General features: G+C 57.9%; 20 protein-coding genes. 8 read left to right on the forward strand and 12 right to left on the reverse strand.

What is annotated here, in order from left to right; genetic code table 11:
• Positions 1-61 precede the first annotated feature (61 nt).
• The 4 genes from PhaeoP97_RS11490 to PhaeoP97_RS11505 all read right to left on the reverse strand — a co-directional run bounded on the left by PhaeoP97_RS11490 (position 62) and on the right by PhaeoP97_RS11505 (position 5,951).
• Complete coding sequence (locus tag PhaeoP97_RS11490) at positions 62-775, reverse strand: trypsin-like serine peptidase (RefSeq protein WP_072505162.1); 714 nt, start codon at positions 773-775, stop codon at positions 62-64.
• Positions 776-1,362: 587 nt separating this feature from the next.
• Positions 1,363-4,407: an efflux RND transporter permease subunit gene (locus PhaeoP97_RS11495; RefSeq protein ID WP_072505163.1), complete on the reverse strand. Its 3,045-nt coding sequence runs from the start codon at positions 4,405-4,407 to the stop codon at positions 1,363-1,365.
• 11 nt (positions 4,408-4,418) lie between these two features.
• Positions 4,419-5,462, reverse strand: coding sequence for an efflux RND transporter periplasmic adaptor subunit (locus PhaeoP97_RS11500; protein WP_072505164.1), 1,044 nt, complete (start codon positions 5,460-5,462; stop codon positions 4,419-4,421).
• Between the two features lie 3 nt (positions 5,463-5,465).
• Positions 5,466-5,951 carry a MarR family winged helix-turn-helix transcriptional regulator gene (locus tag PhaeoP97_RS11505; RefSeq protein ID WP_072506453.1) on the reverse strand — a complete coding sequence of 162 codons (486 nt, stop codon included), beginning with the start codon at positions 5,949-5,951 and terminating at the stop codon, positions 5,466-5,468.
• A 198-nt stretch (positions 5,952-6,149) separates the two neighbouring features.
• Here PhaeoP97_RS11505 and PhaeoP97_RS11510 point away from each other — a divergent pair, with 198 nt between their 5' ends.
• Positions 6,150-7,274, forward strand: coding sequence for a beta-ketoacyl-ACP synthase III (locus tag PhaeoP97_RS11510; protein WP_072505165.1), 1,125 nt, complete (start codon positions 6,150-6,152; stop codon positions 7,272-7,274).
• Positions 7,275-7,373: 99 nt separating this feature from the next.
• On the opposite strand, the gene arsH is transcribed toward PhaeoP97_RS11510, so the two are convergent.
• Entirely contained in the window at positions 7,374-8,075 is a 702-nt protein-coding gene (gene arsH / locus PhaeoP97_RS11515) for an arsenical resistance protein ArsH (protein ID WP_096740475.1), read from the reverse strand.
• A gap of 49 nt (positions 8,076-8,124) precedes the next feature.
• Positions 8,125-8,586, reverse strand: a complete 462-nt coding sequence (locus PhaeoP97_RS11520; protein WP_072505167.1) for a hypothetical protein — start codon at positions 8,584-8,586, stop codon at positions 8,125-8,127.
• A gap of 397 nt (positions 8,587-8,983) precedes the next feature.
• Here PhaeoP97_RS11520 and PhaeoP97_RS11525 point away from each other — a divergent pair, with 397 nt between their 5' ends.
• The gene (locus tag PhaeoP97_RS11525) at positions 8,984-9,583 is read left to right on the forward strand and encodes a thymidine kinase (RefSeq protein ID WP_072505168.1); all 600 of its coding nucleotides are present in this window, start codon (positions 8,984-8,986) and stop codon (positions 9,581-9,583) included.
• A 79-nt stretch (positions 9,584-9,662) separates the two neighbouring features.
• On the opposite strand, the gene PhaeoP97_RS11530 is transcribed toward PhaeoP97_RS11525, so the two are convergent.
• The 5 genes from PhaeoP97_RS11530 to PhaeoP97_RS11550 form a co-directional block, all read right to left on the reverse strand.
• Positions 9,663-10,589 carry a 2-hydroxyacid dehydrogenase gene (locus PhaeoP97_RS11530; RefSeq protein ID WP_192849711.1) on the reverse strand — a complete coding sequence of 309 codons (927 nt, stop codon included), beginning with the start codon at positions 10,587-10,589 and terminating at the stop codon, positions 9,663-9,665.
• A 26-nt stretch (positions 10,590-10,615) separates the two neighbouring features.
• Complete coding sequence (locus PhaeoP97_RS11535) at positions 10,616-10,954, reverse strand: tRNA-binding protein (protein WP_072505170.1); 339 nt, start codon at positions 10,952-10,954, stop codon at positions 10,616-10,618.
• A complete protein-coding gene (proC, locus tag PhaeoP97_RS11540) occupies positions 10,947-11,774 on the reverse strand; it encodes a pyrroline-5-carboxylate reductase (RefSeq protein WP_072505171.1) in 828 nt (275 codons plus the stop codon). Before proC ends, PhaeoP97_RS11535 begins: the two co-directional genes overlap by 8 nt.
• A 42-nt stretch (positions 11,775-11,816) precedes the next feature.
• Positions 11,817-12,317, reverse strand: a complete 501-nt coding sequence (locus PhaeoP97_RS11545) for a type III secretion system chaperone family protein (RefSeq protein ID WP_072505172.1) — start codon at positions 12,315-12,317, stop codon at positions 11,817-11,819.
• A 363-nt stretch (positions 12,318-12,680) separates the two neighbouring features.
• Positions 12,681-12,929, reverse strand: a complete 249-nt coding sequence (locus tag PhaeoP97_RS11550; RefSeq protein WP_072506454.1) for an accessory factor UbiK family protein — start codon at positions 12,927-12,929, stop codon at positions 12,681-12,683.
• Positions 12,930-13,025: 96 nt separating this feature from the next.
• On the opposite strand from PhaeoP97_RS11550, the gene lgt reads away from it, so the two are divergent.
• From lgt to PhaeoP97_RS11570, 5 genes are all read left to right on the forward strand, one after another.
• Positions 13,026-13,928, forward strand: a complete 903-nt coding sequence (gene lgt / locus PhaeoP97_RS11555; RefSeq protein ID WP_072505173.1) for a prolipoprotein diacylglyceryl transferase — start codon at positions 13,026-13,028, stop codon at positions 13,926-13,928.
• Positions 13,925-14,992 carry a class I SAM-dependent methyltransferase gene (locus tag PhaeoP97_RS11560; RefSeq protein ID WP_072505174.1) on the forward strand — a complete coding sequence of 356 codons (1,068 nt, stop codon included), beginning with the start codon at positions 13,925-13,927 and terminating at the stop codon, positions 14,990-14,992. The genes lgt and PhaeoP97_RS11560 overlap by 4 nt, the downstream gene beginning before the upstream one ends.
• The gene (pgeF, locus tag PhaeoP97_RS11565) at positions 14,989-15,756 is read left to right on the forward strand and encodes a peptidoglycan editing factor PgeF (protein WP_072505175.1); all 768 of its coding nucleotides are present in this window, start codon (positions 14,989-14,991) and stop codon (positions 15,754-15,756) included. The genes PhaeoP97_RS11560 and pgeF overlap by 4 nt, the downstream gene beginning before the upstream one ends.
• Positions 15,757-15,956: 200 nt before the next feature.
• On the forward strand, positions 15,957-16,109 hold the full coding sequence (locus PhaeoP97_RS20315) for a hypothetical protein (RefSeq protein ID WP_157891252.1): 153 nt from the start codon (positions 15,957-15,959) through the stop codon (positions 16,107-16,109).
• Positions 16,110-16,366: 257 nt separating this feature from the next.
• Positions 16,367-17,143: a Hint domain-containing protein gene (locus PhaeoP97_RS11570; protein ID WP_072505176.1), complete on the forward strand. Its 777-nt coding sequence runs from the start codon at positions 16,367-16,369 to the stop codon at positions 17,141-17,143.
• A 117-nt stretch (positions 17,144-17,260) separates the two neighbouring features.
• Here PhaeoP97_RS11570 and PhaeoP97_RS11575 read toward each other — a convergent pair whose 3' ends face one another.
• Entirely contained in the window at positions 17,261-17,761 is a 501-nt protein-coding gene (locus PhaeoP97_RS11575; protein ID WP_072505177.1) for an Lrp/AsnC family transcriptional regulator, read from the reverse strand.
• A gap of 242 nt (positions 17,762-18,003) precedes the next feature.
• On the opposite strand from PhaeoP97_RS11575, the gene trxB reads away from it, so the two are divergent.
• Positions 18,004-18,945, forward strand: coding sequence for a thioredoxin-disulfide reductase (gene trxB, locus PhaeoP97_RS11580; RefSeq protein WP_072505178.1), 942 nt, complete (start codon positions 18,004-18,006; stop codon positions 18,943-18,945).
• The last annotated feature ends 258 nt before the right edge of the window (positions 18,946-19,203 follow it).

Consider the following 19,203-nt stretch of genomic DNA (forward strand, 5'->3'; position numbering starts at 1 on the left):
GCCATGCCCGCCCCCCGGAACGCTTTTGTGGGAAACGGAGCGGGAGCTGGGCAGGCCGTTTTCAGCCCGCGCGGCGCATCAGCGACCGCAGCGTTCGATCAAAGGTTGCGGCCAGCGACACCCGCTTGCGGCCGATCTGGGCCTTGGCCGAGATCACAGAAACCAACATTGGTGCCTGTCCCGGACGCATTTGCAGGACCGGAGAGCCAGAGGCCCCGAATTCGACGCGACAAGACGTTACAAGCGTTTCACTTCTGGTTGACAGTATCCGGCACCCTTTTTCACGAGCAGGACGGGTTGACTGGTTTACGCTATAAGACAGCACATCTACGCTTTCGCCAGGTGTTGGTGCTGCGGCCAGCGCAAAGGGGCGGATCTGACTGCCAGCAATTGGACGATCCAACCGCAAGACTGCAATATCGCTGCCCGCTTCGCTGCGGCTGGACCATTTGTGTTGGTAGCCGGGGTGAATCACTGCCTTGACCACACGGCGAGATGCTTTGGAGCGGCGGCCATTCAAGCCCGCTTCAAACTTAATGTTGCGCGGATTGACGGCCTGTCCTGTTTGCGGATTGAACAGACAATGTGCAGCGGTCAACACCAGGTTGGGTGCAATAAGACTGCCGGTGCACATATTGCGCCCCGCGATATTGAGTCGTCCGACGGCTTCCCAGCCCTGCACCGCCCTGACCCCGGCAGATTGCGCCTCAACAGGCATGCTAGAGGTTGTACTTAAGATAAAGGCGGCGGCGATAATTCCGATAATGCGTTTCATGGTTCACTCCATTTTTCCCACATCTCCATCATCGGGGTCAGCTGCGGCTGGAATGCGGCTTGGAGTAGTACGGGTCTGTCAGAAACACGGGCAGAATGTGACGTGATTAACATTGGGTTAACACCAGCCGGTCTCGCTGCCTCGCAAAAGACAAACCTCTATATTTTCCTTAACAGGTCTGAACGTTTTTAGAAAAAATCACCTTAAACACCTGAAAAAATGTCTCTTTTCCAGCAAGTATTTGAACGGATATTTTCCTTACCACAGTGGATCTCGGCCCAATTCTGGCAAGAAACATGGATGATTAAGGCGGAATTGGGTCCATGATATCCGCGAATTAGGCGAATCCGGGAGATTGAATACGGCGCTAAATCTTAAGGCCTGCAGACATGTCTATGGCTTGGCATCTCTCAGGAGATCCGCGCCGTCAATTCCTATTTCGACCTTAACCTGTGCGTGGCATCTCAAAGCTAAGCGCGGAATTTTACAACCTTAGCATTATCACCTCTGTAGCATTGTCTCTGTGGCGCACAAAAAAAGCCCCGGCTTTGAAACCGGGGCTTTCTTCAGATCAAGTAGCGATAGGTTCAGGCAACGATGGCCTGTTCGCGTTTCTCTTCCCGACCAAAAAAGATCAGGTAGAAGACCGGTGCAGCCACCAATGTCAGCACGGTTGCAAAGGCCAGACCGCCCATGATGGTGATTGCCATCGACACAAAGAACGCATCCGTCAGCAACGGCGCCATCCCCAAAATGGTTGTGACCGCCGCCAACATCACTGGGCGCAAACGCGAAACTGAGGCTTCGACGATGGCTTCCCGCAGCGGCCTGCCTTCGGCACGGACCAGGTCAATCTCCTCGACCAGCACAATGCCGTTCTTGATGAGCATCCCGGAAAGGCTGAGAAGGCCCAGAAGCGCTGTAAAGGTAAACGGCATCCCTGTCCCCAGCAAACCAATCACCACACCATTCACAGACATCGGCACGAGGAGCCAGATGATGATCGGCTGGCGGATCGCGTTGAACAGCAGAACAGAAATCAGCACCATGATGAGGATTGTCACCGGCAGCTGCTTGCCCAGGCTTGCGTTGGCATCGGCAGAGTTTTCATGCTCGCCTCCCCATTCCATCGTGTAGCCCGGCGGCATCTGCATCTCTTCGATGCTGGATTTCACCTTGGAGAAGACACTGGCCGCCGTAAGATCCGCCGGGATATCGGCCCCCACGGTCAATGTTGGGACCCGATCCCGGCGATGGACAAGGGTGTTCTCCAACACCACATCAACACCATCAATCATCTGCTCCAGCGGCACGAACTTTCCGGCCGCTTCAGAAAAGACCAACTGATCCATCATGTTATAGTCGCCGTCCTCGGCCCGGCGAATGATGATCGGGATCAGGCGATCCCGTTCACGGAACACCCCCGCCCGCAAACCATCGGTCGAAAACAGCAACGCATCAGCAATGGATTCGCGGGTGACACCGGCTGTTTGGGCGCGGTCTGTGGCGTAGATGGGCTTCAGGGTAATCTCCTGCTCGCGCCAATCCTGACGCACGCTCAGGATATCGGGCGTGGCATCGCGCAGGCGCTGCATCGCCTCTTCGCCCAATTGGCGTAGAACCTGCGGATCAGGCCCGGCAAACCGCACCTCAATTGGAGCCCCCCCACCGGGACCAAAGACCAACCGCTTGGTGCGGAACTCGCCCTCAGGAAAGCGACCCTGGCCAAAGATTTCCAGATCTGACTGAAGCGCCGGGATCTCTTCTAGGCTCGTCGCCCGGATGATGAGATGGCCGTAGCTGGGGTTTGGATCCTCGGAATCATAGGTCAGCATGAAACGCGTGGCCCCCTGTCCGACAAATGTAGCGACCGTTTCCACGTCGCTCCGTTCGGCCAGCCAATCCTCGAAGACACGCATGTGCTCGGCTGTCGTGGTAATCGATGTACCCTGAGGCAGCTTATAGTTTACAAAGAACAGCGGCGTGTTGGAGTTAGGGAAGAACTGCTGTTTCACTTGCCCAAACCCAATGAAGCACAGCACCGTGACCGCCAGAAGGCCCGGCACTACAAACCACCGCAGCTTGAGCGAGAGGCGCAGGATGCTGCCATACGTGCGGAACAGCAGCCCGGAATAGGCATCGTGATCATCGCCGCTGCCCTGCTTAAAGAAGTAATGTCCCAACAGTGGCGTTGCCGTCAACGCCAGCAACCAGCTGAGCAACAGTGAAATGGCAATCACTGCAAACAGCGAGAACATGAATTCACCCGTGGAATCCGGGCTAAGCCCGATACCGGCGAAGGCCATGATACCGATAACCGTCGCACCCAAGAGCGGGATCTGAGTCTTGGCGGCAGCCTCATGCGCAGCCTCGCGCGATGTTCGCCCGCGGGCCATAGAGATCTGCATCCCCTCGGCAACCACGATTGCATTGTCCACCAGCATCCCCATAGCGATGATCAGCGCCCCAAGGGAAATTCGTTCCATCTCAATGGAGAAAAAGTTCATGAACATCAGCGTGCCGACAACGGTCAGCAAAAGTGTGGCACCGACAACTATGGCGGCACGCCAGCCCATAAAGATTGCAAGCACAAGCACAACGATGCTAACCGACATTGCAAGGTTCAGCAGGAATGCGTTAGAAGCCTCATCCACAACAACGTGCTGTTGATATATCGGCTTCAGCTCCACACCATAGGGGATCTGGCTGTCCAGTTCAGCAAGACGGGCATCAACCCGCTGGCCAACCTCAACGATGTTCTCGGTCGCAAGACCAGCGATCCCCATGGTGAAGGCCTCAATCCCATCAAAGCGAATGATCTGAGACGGATTATCCGTGCGCCCGCGGTGCACATCGGCCATGTCGATAACGTTGACCACCTCGCCCTGCGATCCAACGGTCAGGCCCGCAATCTCTGTTACCGAGTCCGAGCCCTCAGGCGCGCTGAGCCGGGTCTGTGCTGGCCCGCTGTCGAGCTGACCGGCAGAGCGTACCGAGTTGGCCGTAGCAAGCGCATTCGCTACGGCATTGATCGGGATGTTCTGATTGACCGTGATCGCCATCTTCGGCTCAACAAAGATCGCTTCTTCTGGCAAGCCCGCAATTTCGACGTCAGCGACGCCGTCTACCGCAAGGAGTTCACGACGCAGGAACGTGGCCAACTCATGGCGTTCGGCATCGGTGTAGCCCTCTGCGGTCACTGCGTAGAACACACCAAACACATCGCCAAACCCGTCGTTCACAAAGGGGGTGCTGACCCCGTCGGGCAGATTGCGCGCAGCATCGTCAATCTTGGTGCGCAATTTGGTCCAGAGGGCCGGTAGCTCGGTGCCATCAAAAGTGTCCTGCATCTCGACATCGATGCGCGACAGCCCCGGTTGGTTCATGGAGGTGATCTGCTTCACCTCACCCATTTTCTGAATCGCAGATTCCAGCGGTTCAGACACTTCCAATGCCACCTGTTCAGCACTGGCGCCGGGGTATTGGGTAATGACCACTGCTTGTTTGATGGTGAAGGCCGGATCTTCGAGCCGTCCAAGGTTCAGGAATCCCCAGATCCCGCCAAACAAGGCGGCAAGCATGATGATCCACGTATAAAGCGGTCGATTGATCGACCCGCGTGCAATGTCCATGAGATCCGCCCTCAGTTGGTAAAGCCGGTGAAGCGGCGCACGGCCTCTCCGTCCGAAAGTGCGCCACCACCTGTCAGAACGATTTCTTCGCCGCCCTCAAGGCCCGCGGTGATTTCGATCTCGCCACTATCGGTGGGTGTGACGTCCACCTTGGTCCAAGTGATCGTGCCCTCGTCCGCGCCCTTGGGCGTGAACAGCATAACACCGGTGTCGCCATTGGTGGCCGGGACGATCGCCGTGGTCGGCACTACAATTGCTGACATGCCGGTATCGACAGTGACCCGCACGGTGGTCGAGGCCCCGGGAAAGATCTGGCGGTCTTTGGGCGGGTCCAGGCGGAAAGTCACGCGGTAAGTCTGGCCGACGCTGCTGGCCTCCGCGTCGAATTCCAAAATTTCCAGCGGGTAGGAACTTTGACTACCCGGAAAGGTTGCCGCAATGGTGAGCGCGTCGTTGTCTTCGCCTTGTTGAAAGAGCACCTCGGGCACATCAACCTCAATATGCAGCTCAGACATATCATGCAGACGCACGATAGGCGCGCCCGCACTGACGGTGCTGAACACAGCCACCTCGCGGCTGGACACCAACGCGTCAAACGGCGCGTTCAGCGTTGCGTGTTCCAGCGCGTAATCGGCATCACGCAGCGCAATCCGGGTCAGCCCAGCCTGTGTTTCGGCATCGTCGATGGAAACTTGGCTGACGGTCCCCGTCAATTTTTCCAGACGGGTCACAGTGCGATCAGCTTGCTCTTTTTGCAGGCGTGCCTGGTCCAGCTTCAACTCAAACGGTTCCAGATCGAGTTCTGCAATCAATGCCCCCTGAGGCACAATAGCCCCTTCGGTCACTGGGAATTTGACCACCTGGCCCCCAACCTGAAATGCCAGATCGACGGTTTCCTTGGCCGCAACCTGACCATAGAATTCACGGTGTATCGGCTTGGCACCGGATTGGGTTTCCATTAGTTTGACCGGCTTCAGAACATCCTGCGCAACGGCAGGCGTCGCTCCCAAAGCAAGCGCGGCAATCATGGCCAGCACTCTCGAACTCAGCTGCATAAGTTACTCCTTCCGAAGCGGATCCGCGTCCGCCCTTAACACATTGTCATGGATTTTGGCCGACAGGGCCGCAAATTGTTGAATTTCTTCTGGGTCGAGACCAGAAATCCGCTGAAACAGCTCTGACATAGCCTCGACCAGCCGGTCACGTTTGGCATCACCCTCTGGTGTCAGGGTCAGCAACCAGGCCCGCCTGTCCTGAGGATCGCGGCGGCGTGTGATCAAGCCCTGCGTCTCTAGCCGATCTGCAGCGGTCGTCACCGATGATGGCACCGTCTGCAACATGCGGGCGAGCTCTCCCATCCGGCAAGGCGTGCGAAGCCGCGCCAGCAGATGGCATTCAAGGCGGCTCAGTTCTGGCAGGTTGACGGTGTCCTCGATGCAGGCATCGACGCGCCAATAGAGCGCAAAAACACCCATCATCGCGCAAACCTCTGGGCGTGGTGCTGTCTGTTCCCTGTCGGGATCACTATCGGGATTTCGAATCATATAGCCACCGTCTTTGATGCGGATATATTTCAAAATCCGAACTATTCAAGCAGGGAAGGATTTTTATCCGCCGCCATATATCCCGCACTGCTTGACGTAAGGGCGACCCAGGGCCTGCGGACAGGGCGCGGACTTGACCTTGCGGGGCGAAGATGCCCACATATGCGGCACTTTGAAAACCACCCGAAGGTCCAGCTCATGCATATACCAGCCATCACAGGCACGGGCGTCTTTACCCCGTCACAGACGATCACAAACGCAGAGCTGGTCATAGCCTTTAATGCCTATGCTGATAAGGTAAATGCCGAAAACGCAGAGGCGATTGCAGCGGGCGATATGGATCCTCTGGCGCATTCTTCGGAAGACTTCATCCTGAAGGCCTCTGGCATCGAGCAGCGTTACGTGATGGACAAAAGCGGTGTTCTGGATCCTGAGGTGATGCACCCGCTGCTGCGCCAGCGCGGTGATGATGAGCCTTCGATCATGGCAGAGATGGCGCTGGATGCCGCGAAAAAGGCACTGGCGCAGGCGGGAAAGACCGCTGCGGACGTGGATGCAGTGATCTGCGCGGCCTCTAATATGGAACGCGCCTACCCTGCGCTGGCAATCGAAATTCAGGACCTGCTTGGCATCAAGGGCTTTGCCTTCGACATGAACGTCGCTTGCTCGTCGGCCACTTTTGGCATTCAGGCGGCAGCCGATATGGTGCGCTCGGGTTCCATCCGTTCGGCGCTGGTGGTGAACCCCGAAATCTGTTCGGGCCATCTGGAGTGGCGCGACCGCGATTGTCATTTCATCTTTGGCGATGTGGCGACGGCGGCCCTGATCGAGCGCAGCGAAGACGCAACCGGGCCGTCTTTTGAAATCCTCTCAACCCGCTGTGCCACCAGCTTCTCCAACAATATCCGCAACAACAATGGATACCTGCGGCGCTCTCGCCCGGATGGTGTTGAGGATCGCCGCGACATGCAGTTCATGCAGAACGGGCGCAAAGTGTTCAAGGAGGTGCTGCCGATGGTCAGCCAGCATATCGCTGAGCATATGGAGGCTGAAGGGGTTTCAAACACAGATCTGAAACGGCTTTGGCTGCATCAAGCCAACAAGACGATGAATGATTTTATCGGCAAAAAAGTGTTGGGGCGTACGCCGGAGGCTGGTGAACAGCCCAACATCCTGCAGGACTATGCCAATACATCCTCAGCCGGGTCGATCATCGCCTTCTCCAAGTACTCCGATGATCTGTCGACCGGGGATCTCGGACTGATCTGCTCGTTTGGGGCGGGCTATTCCGTGGGTTCGGTGATCCTGCGCCGCGTTGCCTGAGGCTTCGCAGTCTCGCCTGAGTACAGAACATGAGCCATAGAAAAGGGCCTGCCGAGTGTGGCAGGCCCAGTTTTATAACGGAGAGTCTGACGGTCCGGGCTATTTCTGTGATACCCGCTGATGCACGGCCTCAACGTCCTCAACCCGTTCTGAATAGCGGTCGACCAGATAGTCCTTGCGGCCACGGGTCAGCCAGGTGAATTTCACCAGCTCTTCCATCACGTCGACAACGCGGCGATAGAACGGCCCGTCAGGCAGTCGCTCACCTTCGCCAAATTCCAGCCAGGCTCTGGGAATGGAGGACTGATTGGGAATGGTGATCATCCGCATCCAGCGCCCCAGAATCCGCATCTGATTGACCGCGTTGAAGGATTGCGACCCGCCGGAAACCTGCATCACCGCCAGCGTCTTGCCCTGGGTGGTGCGAATACCGCCCTTAAGCGACAGCGGCAGCCAATCAATCTGTGTCTTCATGATGCCGGTCATCGCACCGTGGCGTTCCGGGCTGGACCAGACCATGCCTTCGCACCAGACAGCCAGATCGCGCAGTTCGCTCACCTTAGGGTGGTCCTCGGATCCGGCGTCATCAGGCAGCGGCAGGCCGCTGGGGTCAAAAATCCGCGTCTCACAGCCCAATGCGCGCAGGATCCGCGCAGCCTCCTCGGCCGCCTTGCGTGAATAGCTCACCGACCGCAACGACCCGTAAAGGAGCAGAATGCGCGGCGGATGTTGAGGATCGTCGATTGCCGCGAGGCTGATAACGTCGATCTGTGGCAGTGACACAGCAATAAGGGCCGGCATCTCGTCAGTCCCGCCCCCTGTTGATCCAAATGAACCAGTCATCGGTTTCTTAGCAACTCTCTTCTTCCAGATGCAGCTTCATGTCGAGCAACACCTGCTGTAACAAAACGGTTTCCCGCAGCAAACGCTTGGCTTCGTTGATGGTGATGATCCCATCCGCCATCGCTTCCTGATATTCGCTCATCAAGGTGGCGAAGCGCTGGCTCAGCGCAATCACGTCGGCATTGACACCTCCTGTCCGTGCCACAGATGCGGCACTGGCCTCACAATACGACAAGGTGATGTTCTTCAGATCCGCCAGCCCCGAAGTCACATGCGGATATGAGGCTGCGGCCTCCAGTTTGGCGACGGCATCGACCGGCATGAACCGATCGGTGTGTTCAGCATTATCGGAGTAATACCGCCCCAATGTCGCCTTGGATTTTCCTGTGATCTGGCATGCAGCCTCGATCCCCACATCCTTGACCAGCGCCTCGGTGTGTTTTTTTAGATAAGTACCTATGTCTGCCATATATTTCTACCTGCATATGACCGCTGCCCCACTGGGGAAGAAACGCGTTAATTTCCCATTCACGACTATTAAAGGAAATGAGATGCTATTTCTATCCCTTAAGGTTTTTGGGGACTTACAATGCTTAGCCTTGTCACTGACCTGTGCGATGCGTTGGGAGTGGAGGCGTGTTCCGTAAGTCTTCACTGGCGGGCAATTATGGTCCAGTTTGCGCCCTGCCGCCGTTGTCGTTTGGTTCGTTTCTCGGGTTGTTTCGCCTCGAACCGGCATCGGCGTGCAGGGGGCTTCATTTGTGATACACAGCAAACCTATACCACGTATGACGTCGGGTGGATTCCCTACGCGACACTGCGAAAAAACCATTTCCTCCGCCGCCTGCTGCGGCTACATCAGCCCCATGGCTAAGCTTTACTTTCATTATTCGACTATGAACGCCGGCAAATCGACGGTGCTTTTGCAAGCCTCGCATAACTACCGCGAGAACGACATGGACACCTATCTTCTGACGGCAGCGCTAGATGATCGCGCGGGTCAGGGTCGGATCGCCTCACGGATCGGCATCGGTGCCGAGGCAGACATGTTCGGCCCAAGCGAAGATCTCTTTGCCAAGGTCTCTGCGCGACTAGACAAAGGCGACGTTGCCAGCATCTTTGTGGATGAGGCGCAGTTCCTGTCTCCCGATCAGGTCTGGCAACTGGCGCGGGTCGTCGATGATCTGCGAGTGCCGGTTCTCTGCTACGGACTGCGGGTAGATTTTCAGGGCAAACTGTTTCCCGGCTCTGCCACATTGCTGGCGTTGGCCGATGAAATGCGCGAAGTGCGGACCATCTGCCACTGCGGAAAAAAGGCAACCATGGTGATCCGTCAGGATGAAAGCGGACAGACCATCAAAGAGGGCGCACAGGTGCAGATCGGCGGCAATGAAACCTATCTGTCCCTCTGCCGTCGCCATTGGCGCAAAGCCATGGGCGATGTGCCTACCGACCCGTCGTCCTGATCCGGGCATGGTGTTCTCCGCACCCGTTTCAAGGTCACGACAGGACAGGCCATGACCCATCTGTCGTAGTACGAACCGTTCAAACCGGCGAAATCAGTGGTTTCCCAGCTAGGAAGGCGGTCACATTGTCCAGCGCGAGATGGCCCATATTGCTGCGCACTTCCTCTGTCGCGGTGCCAAGATGCGGCAACAGTGTGACCTGCTCCATATGTCGCAGGGCGTCGGGCACTTTGGGTTCGCATTCATAGACATCAAGGCCCGCGCCTGCGATTTCACGCTTCTCAAGTGCCGCAATCAATGCCGCCTCGTCCACGACTTCCCCACGGGCAATATTGATCAGCAGTGCACTCGGGCGCATTGCAGCCAGCACATCCCGATTGATCAGGTGCCGGGTGTCCGCACCGCCGGGTACTGCCAGGACCAGCACATCAACCGCGGCAGCAAGCGCTGTCAGGCTCTGGGCACGTTGCACTGGAAAGCCCGGCGATTTGTCGCCGCGCGCTAGGTAACTGACTGACATGCCAAACCCATAATGACAGCGCCGCGCAATGGCCGCGCCGATACGGCCAAACCCCACAACACCCACATGTTTGCCGGTCAGATGCATTCCCAGCATCTGCGTCGGATGCCAGCCCTGCCAGGCCCCTGAGCGCACCAGGCGCTCTCCTTCGCCGGCGCGACGGGCGGTCATCAGCATCAGTGTCAGCGCGATATCTGCCGTCGCATCCGTCACAGCACCAGGAGTATTGCTGACAGCAAGCCCTGCGGACCGGGCGACCGCCACGTCGATATGGTTGAAGCCAACACCAAAATTGGCCAGCAGTTTGCATCGGGGTGCTGTCACGCTGACAAAGGTTGCCGCATCAAACTGGTCGCCAAGCGTCGGCACAACGACATCAAACTCTGCCAGTGCCCGGTGGCGTTCCTCTGCGGTCAGCGGCGAGGTGTCATCGCGGATTTCCACGTCGAACTCAGCGCGCGCGCGGCTCTCCACCTCTGCCGTCATAGGGCGGGTGATCCAGAGCTTCCCGCTCAATGCATCCGCCCCCCAAGTGGCACGGCACCGTCCGGACCGATCAATACGATCTCGCCGCTATCATCCGGCAGACCAAGGACCAGGACCTCGGACATGAACTTGCCAATCTGGCGAGGTGGAAAATTCACCACCGCCATCACCTGTTTGCCGATCAAGCGTTCGGGGATGTAATGCGCCGTCACTTGAGCCGATGTTTTCTTGATGCCAATTTCATCGCCGAAATCCACCCACATCTTGATCGCAGGTTTGCGGGCTTCGGGATAATCCTCAGCACGCACGACTTCGCCCACGCGCACATCGACTTTCAGAAAATCATCAAAACTGATGTCAGCCACGAGAGAGTTCCTTTGATCTATTGGTTGCCGCTGCAACAGCGCGGCGCATCAACGCAGGGAAACCCTCTGCCTCATCCATCAGGACTTCAAGCGCGGCCTGAGTGGTGCCGTTCGGGCTGGTAACATTAACACGCAACTGCGACGGCGTTTCCTCTGCTTCCTCGGCCAGCGCGCCGGCACCTGCAACGGTGGCCTTGGCCAGCTGCATAGCCAGATCAGCGGGCAGACCTTCGGCTTCTCCGGCGGCAGCCAGTGCCTCTATCAAGTGAAAAACATATGCGGGGCCGGACCCGCTAACACCCGTCACGGCATCCATCTGCGCCTCGCGTTCCAGACGCACAGTCTGGCCGATGGCCTGCAACAGCGCGTCGGCCCGTGTCACATGCGCATCTGACGCGATCCGATTACCAATGATTGCGGTGATCCCACGCCCCACGGCGGCAGGTGTGTTGGGCATTGCGCGTATGATCGGCGTCTTTGCTCCCAAAAGCGTCTCGTAGGTTGCGATTGACGTGCCAGCGGCAACTGAGATGAACAGCGTCTCCCCATTGCCAAGACGCTGCAATTGCGGCAGTGCCTCGCCCATCATTTGCGGTTTTACCGCGATCAGGACAATACCCGGCGCCTCACCTGGTGTTTCCGGCAGCGGAACGTTGATCTTTACACCAGTCTGGCGCACCCAATCGGATGGGTTCGGGTCAATGACCCAGACTAAACCGGGCGGCACGCCCTGATCCAGCCAACCAGCCAGCATCGCTGACCCCATCTTTCCACACCCTAGCAGCGCTATGCCGCGTGCGGCAATCTCGGATACCAGCATCCCTCTCCCCTACCCTGAATGAAATCGGTTCGGGGAGAAGGTTTACGCGCGCCCGTAGGCCTCTGCAATGGCGACCTGAAGCGCATCACGCGGGGATTGCCCGCCCCACACCATCAACTGGATGGCCGGATAGTAGCGCTCGCAATTGGCGACGGCGGAATTGATCATCGTGTCGATCTGCTCCGGGCTTGCGACCTGCCCACCGGTAAGCACCAGCCCATAGCGAAACAGCATCAGCTTGTGGTCAGGCCAGAAGGTAAAGCCACCGGCCCAGCACTGATCATTCATCTCGTTGATCAGCTCATAAAGCCGCGGCAGCTGTTCCTTTGGCGGTTCCATCTCAAAGCTGCATACCATGCGCAGAGTTTCTTCATAGCCGGACCACGCAAGTGTCAGCGAATAGGTTCGCCATTGGCCCTCAACTGCCATGGCGATCTGATCGTCGCCAATCCGGTCAAAGTCCCAATCGTGGTCCGAGGCCAGATGTTCAACGATATCGATAGGGTGAATTTCGTCTTCCAGAAAGTGTTCGGAAAGAGCCATGTTGCCACCTCTCTGATCTCTAGCAAAAGAGCTGCGGGACAGCCCCAATTGCTAGCGGCCTGCTCAATAAGGAGAGGAGAGTTCCCTCATCTCCTACTAGATATGGTGGCGGCACCAAGCCAGTCTGGCAACCCTTTATTTGGGGATAACTGCAATAAGTTGTGGACGAACGGCAATGAGCCTCAAAATATCGTGATACTGCGGCGAGCAGCGTCAGAGCCCGGCGACGGCCCACAAACATCCTTCACGGGCACGACGTGAATGCAAAACGGCCCGCTGTCCAAACAGGACAACAGGCCGTTGCATGTTGCAAAATTGATAGGTTGACCCCAGATCTTTAGCCTATCGACCTGACCGTTCCGTTCACGACGTCTTGCTGGCATCCATTGCGTCAAGCCGGGCTTTTAGGGCCTCATTCTCTTCGCGGGCCTTCTGGGCCATGGCACGTACGGCGTCAAATTCTTCGCGGGTGACAAAGTCGCGATCAGCCAGCCAGCGGTCGATCAAACCTTTCATCGCGGTCTCAGCTTCTTCTCGCGCCCCGTGGGCGACCCCCATGGCGTTGGTCATCAGCTGAGAAATATCATCCATGATCTTGTTGCGCGTCTGCATTGTCTTCTCCATGTCTGCCTTGCCCCCTATATGGGCATCAACACGTACGGCGGCAAGCCGTTGACACCGCAGCCCCAGCAAAGGCATTGACGGCATATGCACGCATTCCTCATCCAGTTTCCCGATCTGTCACCCGAAATCTTTGCCATCAGTCTGTTTGGCAATCAATTCGCCCTGCGCTGGTATGCGCTGGCGTATATTGTCGGCATCATCATTGCCTGGCGTCTTGCCGTCGCCGCATTGCGCCGCGCCCCATTATGGCCTGATGCGCAACCACCGATGAAGGCGGTGCAGGTCGAGGATCTGCTGACCTGGATCATTCTGGGTGTCATTCTGGGCGGACGGCTGGGCTATGTGATGTTCTATCAGCCCGGCTACTACCTGCAAAACCCGTCCGAGATCCTGCGGATCTGGCAGGGCGGCATGGCGTTTCATGGTGGGCTTCTGGGGGTTATCGTAGCAACTTGGATCTACGCGCTGCGCCACCAGATCCCGCGTTTGCAGATTGCCGATCTGGTCGCCCATTCGGTGCCGCCGGGGTTGCTATTGGGGCGGCTGGCCAATTTCAACAACGCCGAGTTATGGGGGCGGTCAACAGATCTGCCTTGGGGCGTGGCGTTCCCCGGTCAGGCGGCCCAATCCTGCGGCCAAGCGCTAGGAGAGCTCTGCGCGCGCCATCCTTCGCAGCTATATGAGGCGATGCTGGAGGGGGTAGCCTTGGGGGCTGTGATCCTGTGGCTGGTCTATAGGCGCGGAGCATTGCGCCACCCCGGACGTGTCACCGGCGTATTCCTGGCAGGCTATGGCGTCGCGCGTTTCCTGGTGGAGTTTGTCCGCCAGCCGGATGCGCAATTTGTGAGCATCGACAACCCCTTGGGGCTCGCTTGGCATATCGGTGGCTACGGCCTGACCATGGGGCAGATGCTGTCACTACCGATGTTGGCGATTGGTCTGTTTCTGGTTCTGCGCAGTCGCCGCCTGGCTGGGGTTCTGGCATGAGCATAAGCAACCACATCATCGCCCGCATCCGGGCTGAGGGGCCGATTTCTGTTGCGGATTACATGGCCGATGCGCTGCTGCATCCGACCTATGGCTACTACACCACCCGCGATCCGCTGGGGGTAAAAGGTGATTTCACCACCGCTCCGGAAATCAGCCAGATGTTTGGCGAATTGATTGGCCTGTCGCTGGCGCAATGCTGGCTGGACCAGGGTACACCACCGACATTCACACTGGCAGAGCTAGGCCCCGGGCGCGGCACGCTAATGTCGGATATCCTGCGCGCCACCAGACAGGTACCCGGGTTTCACGACGCGATGCAGATCTCGTTGCTGGAAGCCTCTCCCACCTTGCGCGCCAAACAGGCAGAGCTACTTAAGGATCACGCCCCGGTTTGGCACGATGACATTACAGACTTGCCCGAACACCCGCTCTATCTGGTGGCGAATGAGTTTTTTGATGCGCTCCCCGTTCGGCAATTTCTGAGGGATGGCGCAGGCTGGCGAGAGAAATCGGTCGGGCTGGAGGGTGATGTCCTGAAGTTCGGTCTTGGTCCTGCAATGCCGCAGCCTGCCCTTGCCCACCGGCTAGAGGACACCAAGGACGGTGATCTGGTCGAACTTTGCGAAACGGCGCAACCATTGATCGCGACGATTGCCCAGCGCATCGCAACCCATGGCGGCGCGGCGCTGATCGTAGATTATGGCGATTGGCGGTCCCTTGGGGACACCTTACAGGCGCTGCGTGCCCATGCGCAAAGCGATCCGCTACAAGATCCAGGCACCGCAGATCTGACAACCCATGTAGATTTCGAAGCCCTGGCACTGGCGGCAAAAGCCACTGGCTGCGCCTATAGTCGGCTAACCCCGCAGGGCGTGTTCCTCGAACGGCTTGGCATCACTAATCGGGCACAGACACTTGCCGCAACACTGGAAGGCGATGCACTACAATCCTTGATTGAAGCACATCGACGGTTGACGCATCCTGAGGAAATGGGAAACCTGTTCAAAGTCCTTGCGCTTTTCCCAGCGCAGATCCAACCGCCACCGGGATTGAACGCATGACGCTGGAAATTCTTACCTCTGATCTTCTCAGCCCCGTACGTCACGGTTTTTTCACCAGACGAGGCGGCGCATCTTCCGGTATTTTTGCCGGGCTGAACTGCGGGCTTGGCTCGTCTGACCAGCGCGAGGCAGTGCAAATCAACCGCGCACGTGTCGCCACGGCGATGGAGGTGCCACAGACAGCATTGGCCCGCGTCAATCAGGTACATTCCGCCGATGTATTGACCATCAGCGATCCAGACCAGGCGGATATTCAGGGGGATCTTCGCGCCGATGCCATGGTCACAAATGCCCCAGACGTGGCGCTGTCGATCCTGACAGCAGACTGCCAGCCTGTGCTATTCAGCGACCCAGAGGCGCAGGTAATTGGTGCGGCACATGCAGGCTGGCGCGGCGCGCTCGACGGGGTCCTAGAGACAACGTTGGCGGCGATGGAATCCTTGGGTGCCAACCGTCAGAACATCTGCGCCGTTATCGGCCCTTCGATTTCGCAGCGCGCGTATGAAGTTGGACCAGAGTTCTTTGACGATTTTATGACGCAGGACACGAAGAACGCCCGTTTCTTTGCCAATGGTGAAGGCGATCGCTATCTGTTCGACCTGCCTGCACTGGGCCTGCACAAGCTGCGCAGCGCCGGCGTGGGCAAAGCAACATGGACAGGGCATTGCACGTATTCCGACCCGGATCGGTTCTATTCCTTCCGGCGGGCGACGCATCAGAAACAGGCTGACTATGGCCGCTTGATTTCCTGTATCCGTCTATAGAAATTGTATAATTCGACCTGCCAAGCTGTTTTAGTCCGGATCGGGTAGGTGCCAAACGCGCGACGCACTGCGTCGCATTAAAGCCCGCCTCCCAGTGAATTTCACAGATCGGCCACATTGGTGGCGCATTGCCACGCGACAAATGACGGGAACACGGTGCAGACAACAGGATGTTGCCCCACCCCGACAGGAGACGCCTCATGAAATCGAAATCGCGCTTCATAAAATCCATTGTGGCCGCCGCCAAGACAGAAGAGGTCCACCTGCCCTGGACCCGTGGCACCCAGCGGAAAACTGCACTCCTGATCCGCCACAACACAGCCCCGCGTCAGGTGCAGGCAAAAAGCGCCTGATATATATCCGCACCCCCGGGCAACCTGCGGACCATTAGGGACCTGTCTGACATCATCCACCAATGTTGCGGCTTGATGGGGGGCCTCTGCCCAGGACCACACCCCGCCCGAATGCCCCCTGTGGCCACAGGGCCCTGACACCGTGCGTCGTACGGCGGCAGAGCCTAACAGGGAACCAATCCGCTCCGGCGCGCTTTCTGCTCATCGCGTTGTTTGGGGCTTTGTGACAGTACAGTTATGAAAGAGGCAAGGTAGCCATGACCATACCACAGTCGTTGCAACGCGCAGCTGCCAATGCGATTGAAGCCAACGCTCTGCTAAAAGACCCCGCCGACCGGCGCAGCGAGGTACGTCCGCAATTGCGTCGCTACGACGTGACCAGCTTGTTGCCCAACGGCAATATCGTCGATACCCGTCACGTCGCCCCGTCACTGCCCCTGTTCGAAGAGGCGTTTACCGCCTTTTGCCGCGGATCTCTGGTTGAAACATCTAGTGGCCCTATAGCCATCGAAGACCTGTTGCCCGGTGACGCATTGATCACCGCCGAAGGTGAGGCCCTGCCGCTTCTGTGGAAAGGGTGTACCAGCCTTGTGCCCGCTCGCGCGACCCAGAACGGGCGCAGCCATCGGCTGACCAGCTTCACCGCCGACAGCCTGGGCGAAGCCAAACCGATGTCCTCGGTGGTCGCAGGCCCGTCCGCGCGGGTGCTGCAACGCGCGCCCTTGCCGGGTATCCAGCTTGAACACGAGGCGGCCCTTGTGCCGGTGCAGCAGTATCAAGACGGGATGAGCATTGTCGAGACCGCGCCACCCACCGCCGTTAATCTCTATCACCTTTGCCTGTCGCGCCATGCGGTGATCAACGTCGGAGGCCTGCCATTTGAAACCTACCACCCCGGCCCAGATGCGCTGAAACTGGTCAGCCATGCAATCCGCACGCTCTATCTGAATCTGTTTTCGCATGTCGATTCGGTGGCGGGCTTTGGCCCGTTGACCTATCCGCGCATCGAATTGCAGGATCCCGATCTGCTCTGAGCTGACCCAGACGGGGCAGCGCCCAGCCCTCCGTCGAACATAAACCAGCCAAATGAAAAAGGCGCCCACATCACGCGGCGCCTTTGTCATTTTTTGGGGGAATGGTCTAAACCTTGGTCAGGCCTCACGGGCCAGCCGTTGTTCCAGTACGTCAAACGGCACTCCCGGTTCATCCTTAGCCCCGCGGATCACCAATGAGGTCTTGACGCTGGCCACATTGGGCGTGGTCAGCAGATCACTGGTCAGAAAACTTTGAAAGGTGCTCAGATCAGGAGAAACGCACTTCAGGATGAAATCCACTTCGCCATTCAGCATATGACACTCCCGCACCAGCGGCCATTCGCGGCACTTCGCCTCAAATGCGCTGAGTTCTGACTCGGCTTGGCTCTCCAGACCAACCATGGCAAAAACCTGCACTTCAAACCCCAACTCGCGGGCATTGACCTCAGCATGATACCCACGGATCAACCCCGCCTCTTCCAGCGAGCGCACTCGGCGTAGACAGGGAGGGGCAGAGATGCCCACGCGCTTGGCCAGTTCGACATTGGTCATGCGACCGTCGGCCTGCAATTCCGACAAAATCTTGCGATCAATCGGATCAAGGCGTGTTGTGACCATCTGGGAACTCCTGTTGAAATTTGCGTTTGTTATACCAGTATCCGCGAGGCGCGCAATATTGTTTCATACCTGCGCAACAATCTTTGCAATCCACGGCGTCGTGCCTCAGCATCTTAGCTGAGCGGGTCACAATTCACGGTAATGGTGTTTGCCCAACGCAGGGCTTTAAGACGTCGCCGGGTGCAGTTATATGCATTGCATGACGGCGGCAAGACCGCCCTTTCATCGACTGGGGATATGAGATGAGCGATACGCGCCACACCAAGGTTCTGATCATCGGGTCCGGCCCGGCCGGCTACACCGCAGGCGTTTATGCCAGCCGCGCTATGCTGGAACCCATCCTGGTTCAGGGCATTGAGCCGGGCGGCCAGCTGACCACCACCACCGAGGTTGAAAACTGGCCCGGCGATACCGAGGTTCAGGGCCCGGATCTCATGGTACGGATGCAGGATCATGCCAAGGCCATGGGATGCGAGATCATCGGTGATATCATTACGTCGCTCGACACCAGCACGCGGCCCTTTGTCGCCAAGGCTGACAGCGGCACCACCTTTACCGCAGATGCCGTCATTCTTGCGACCGGTGCCCGCGCCAAATGGCTTGGGTTGCCCTCGGAAGAGAAATTCAAGGGCTTTGGCGTTTCAGCCTGCGCAACATGCGACGGCTTTTTCTACCGCGGCCAAGAGATCGTCGTGATCGGTGGCGGCAACACCGCCGTTGAGGAGGCGCTGTTTCTGACCAATTTTGCGTCGAAAGTCACCCTGATCCATCGCCGTGATGAGCTGCGCGCAGAAAAGATCCTTCAAGATCGGCTGATGAAAAACGAAAAGATCGAAACGCTGTGGTTCCACCAGCTGGAAGAGGTGGTCGGCACCGAAAATCCTCTGGGCGTCGAAGGCGTCCGGGTCAAGAATGTCAAAACCGGTGAGATCAATGAAATCGCCTGTAAAGGCGTGTTTGTCGCCATCGGCCATGCCCCGGCAAACGAACTGGTGAAGGACGTGTTGGAGCTGCATAACGGAGGCTATGTCTCTGTGAACCCCGGCACCACGGAAACCTCGATCCCCGGTATCTTTGCTGCGGGCGACCTGACCGATCACAAATACCGTCAGGCCGTCACCTCTGCCGGTATGGGCTGCATGGCGGCCCTCGACGCAGAGCGTTTTCTCGCCGAACAGGACTAGTTGGCGAACAGCGCCAATACCCTCAACATTTCAATATCGACGGGCGGCCAAACAGGTCGCCCGTTCGCATTTGGACGACGGCAGAAACCCCGCCCACCAGAATTCTGCGAATACCCGCATTTGCGGTCCATTGGGCCACAGTCAGGCGGATAATTGGCACGAATGATCCTTTTTGCGCTCATCACCTGGCGCAAACCTAGACAAGCTGCGCAAGCCCGCGCTATTGCGCCGCCTAAATGCGCCCGCTCCTGGGTGTTT

Origin of the sequence: Phaeobacter porticola, assembly GCF_001888185.1 — a bacterium.
Classification (GTDB): Bacteria; Pseudomonadota; Alphaproteobacteria; order Rhodobacterales; family Rhodobacteraceae; genus Phaeobacter; species Phaeobacter porticola.

Bases quoted from the DNA above. Each gene is read 5' to 3' on its own strand.
- PhaeoP97_RS11490 (WP_072505162.1), bottom strand. From the start codon at position 775: ATGAAACGCATTATCGGAATTATCGCCGCCGCCTTTATCTTAAGTACA.
- PhaeoP97_RS11495 (WP_072505163.1), bottom strand. From the start codon at position 4,407: ATGGACATTGCACGCGGGTCGATCAATCGACCGCTTTATACGTGGATC.
- PhaeoP97_RS11500 (WP_072505164.1), bottom strand. From the start codon at position 5,462: ATGCAGCTGAGTTCGAGAGTGCTGGCCATGATTGCCGCGCTTGCTTTG.
- PhaeoP97_RS11505 (WP_072506453.1), bottom strand. From the start codon at position 5,951: ATGATTCGAAATCCCGATAGTGATCCCGACAGGGAACAGACAGCACCA.
- PhaeoP97_RS11510 (WP_072505165.1), top strand. From the start codon at position 6,150: ATGCATATACCAGCCATCACAGGCACGGGCGTCTTTACCCCGTCACAG.
- arsH (WP_096740475.1), bottom strand. From the start codon at position 8,075: ATGCCGGCCCTTATTGCTGTGTCACTGCCACAGATCGACGTTATCAGC.
- PhaeoP97_RS11520 (WP_072505167.1), bottom strand. From the start codon at position 8,586: ATGGCAGACATAGGTACTTATCTAAAAAAACACACCGAGGCGCTGGTC.
- PhaeoP97_RS11525 (WP_072505168.1), top strand. From the start codon at position 8,984: ATGGCTAAGCTTTACTTTCATTATTCGACTATGAACGCCGGCAAATCG.
- PhaeoP97_RS11530 (WP_192849711.1), bottom strand. From the start codon at position 10,589: ATGACGGCAGAGGTGGAGAGCCGCGCGCGCGCTGAGTTCGACGTGGAA.
- proC (WP_072505171.1), bottom strand. From the start codon at position 11,774: ATGCTGGTATCCGAGATTGCCGCACGCGGCATAGCGCTGCTAGGGTGT.
- PhaeoP97_RS11545 (WP_072505172.1), bottom strand. From the start codon at position 12,317: ATGGCTCTTTCCGAACACTTTCTGGAAGACGAAATTCACCCTATCGAT.
- PhaeoP97_RS11550 (WP_072506454.1), bottom strand. From the start codon at position 12,929: ATGCAGACGCGCAACAAGATCATGGATGATATTTCTCAGCTGATGACC.
- lgt (WP_072505173.1), top strand. From the start codon at position 13,026: ATGCACGCATTCCTCATCCAGTTTCCCGATCTGTCACCCGAAATCTTT.
- PhaeoP97_RS11560 (WP_072505174.1), top strand. From the start codon at position 13,925: ATGAGCATAAGCAACCACATCATCGCCCGCATCCGGGCTGAGGGGCCG.
- pgeF (WP_072505175.1), top strand. From the start codon at position 14,989: ATGACGCTGGAAATTCTTACCTCTGATCTTCTCAGCCCCGTACGTCAC.
- PhaeoP97_RS20315 (WP_157891252.1), top strand. From the start codon at position 15,957: ATGAAATCGAAATCGCGCTTCATAAAATCCATTGTGGCCGCCGCCAAG.
- PhaeoP97_RS11570 (WP_072505176.1), top strand. From the start codon at position 16,367: ATGACCATACCACAGTCGTTGCAACGCGCAGCTGCCAATGCGATTGAA.
- PhaeoP97_RS11575 (WP_072505177.1), bottom strand. From the start codon at position 17,761: ATGGTCACAACACGCCTTGATCCGATTGATCGCAAGATTTTGTCGGAA.
- trxB (WP_072505178.1), top strand. From the start codon at position 18,004: ATGAGCGATACGCGCCACACCAAGGTTCTGATCATCGGGTCCGGCCCG.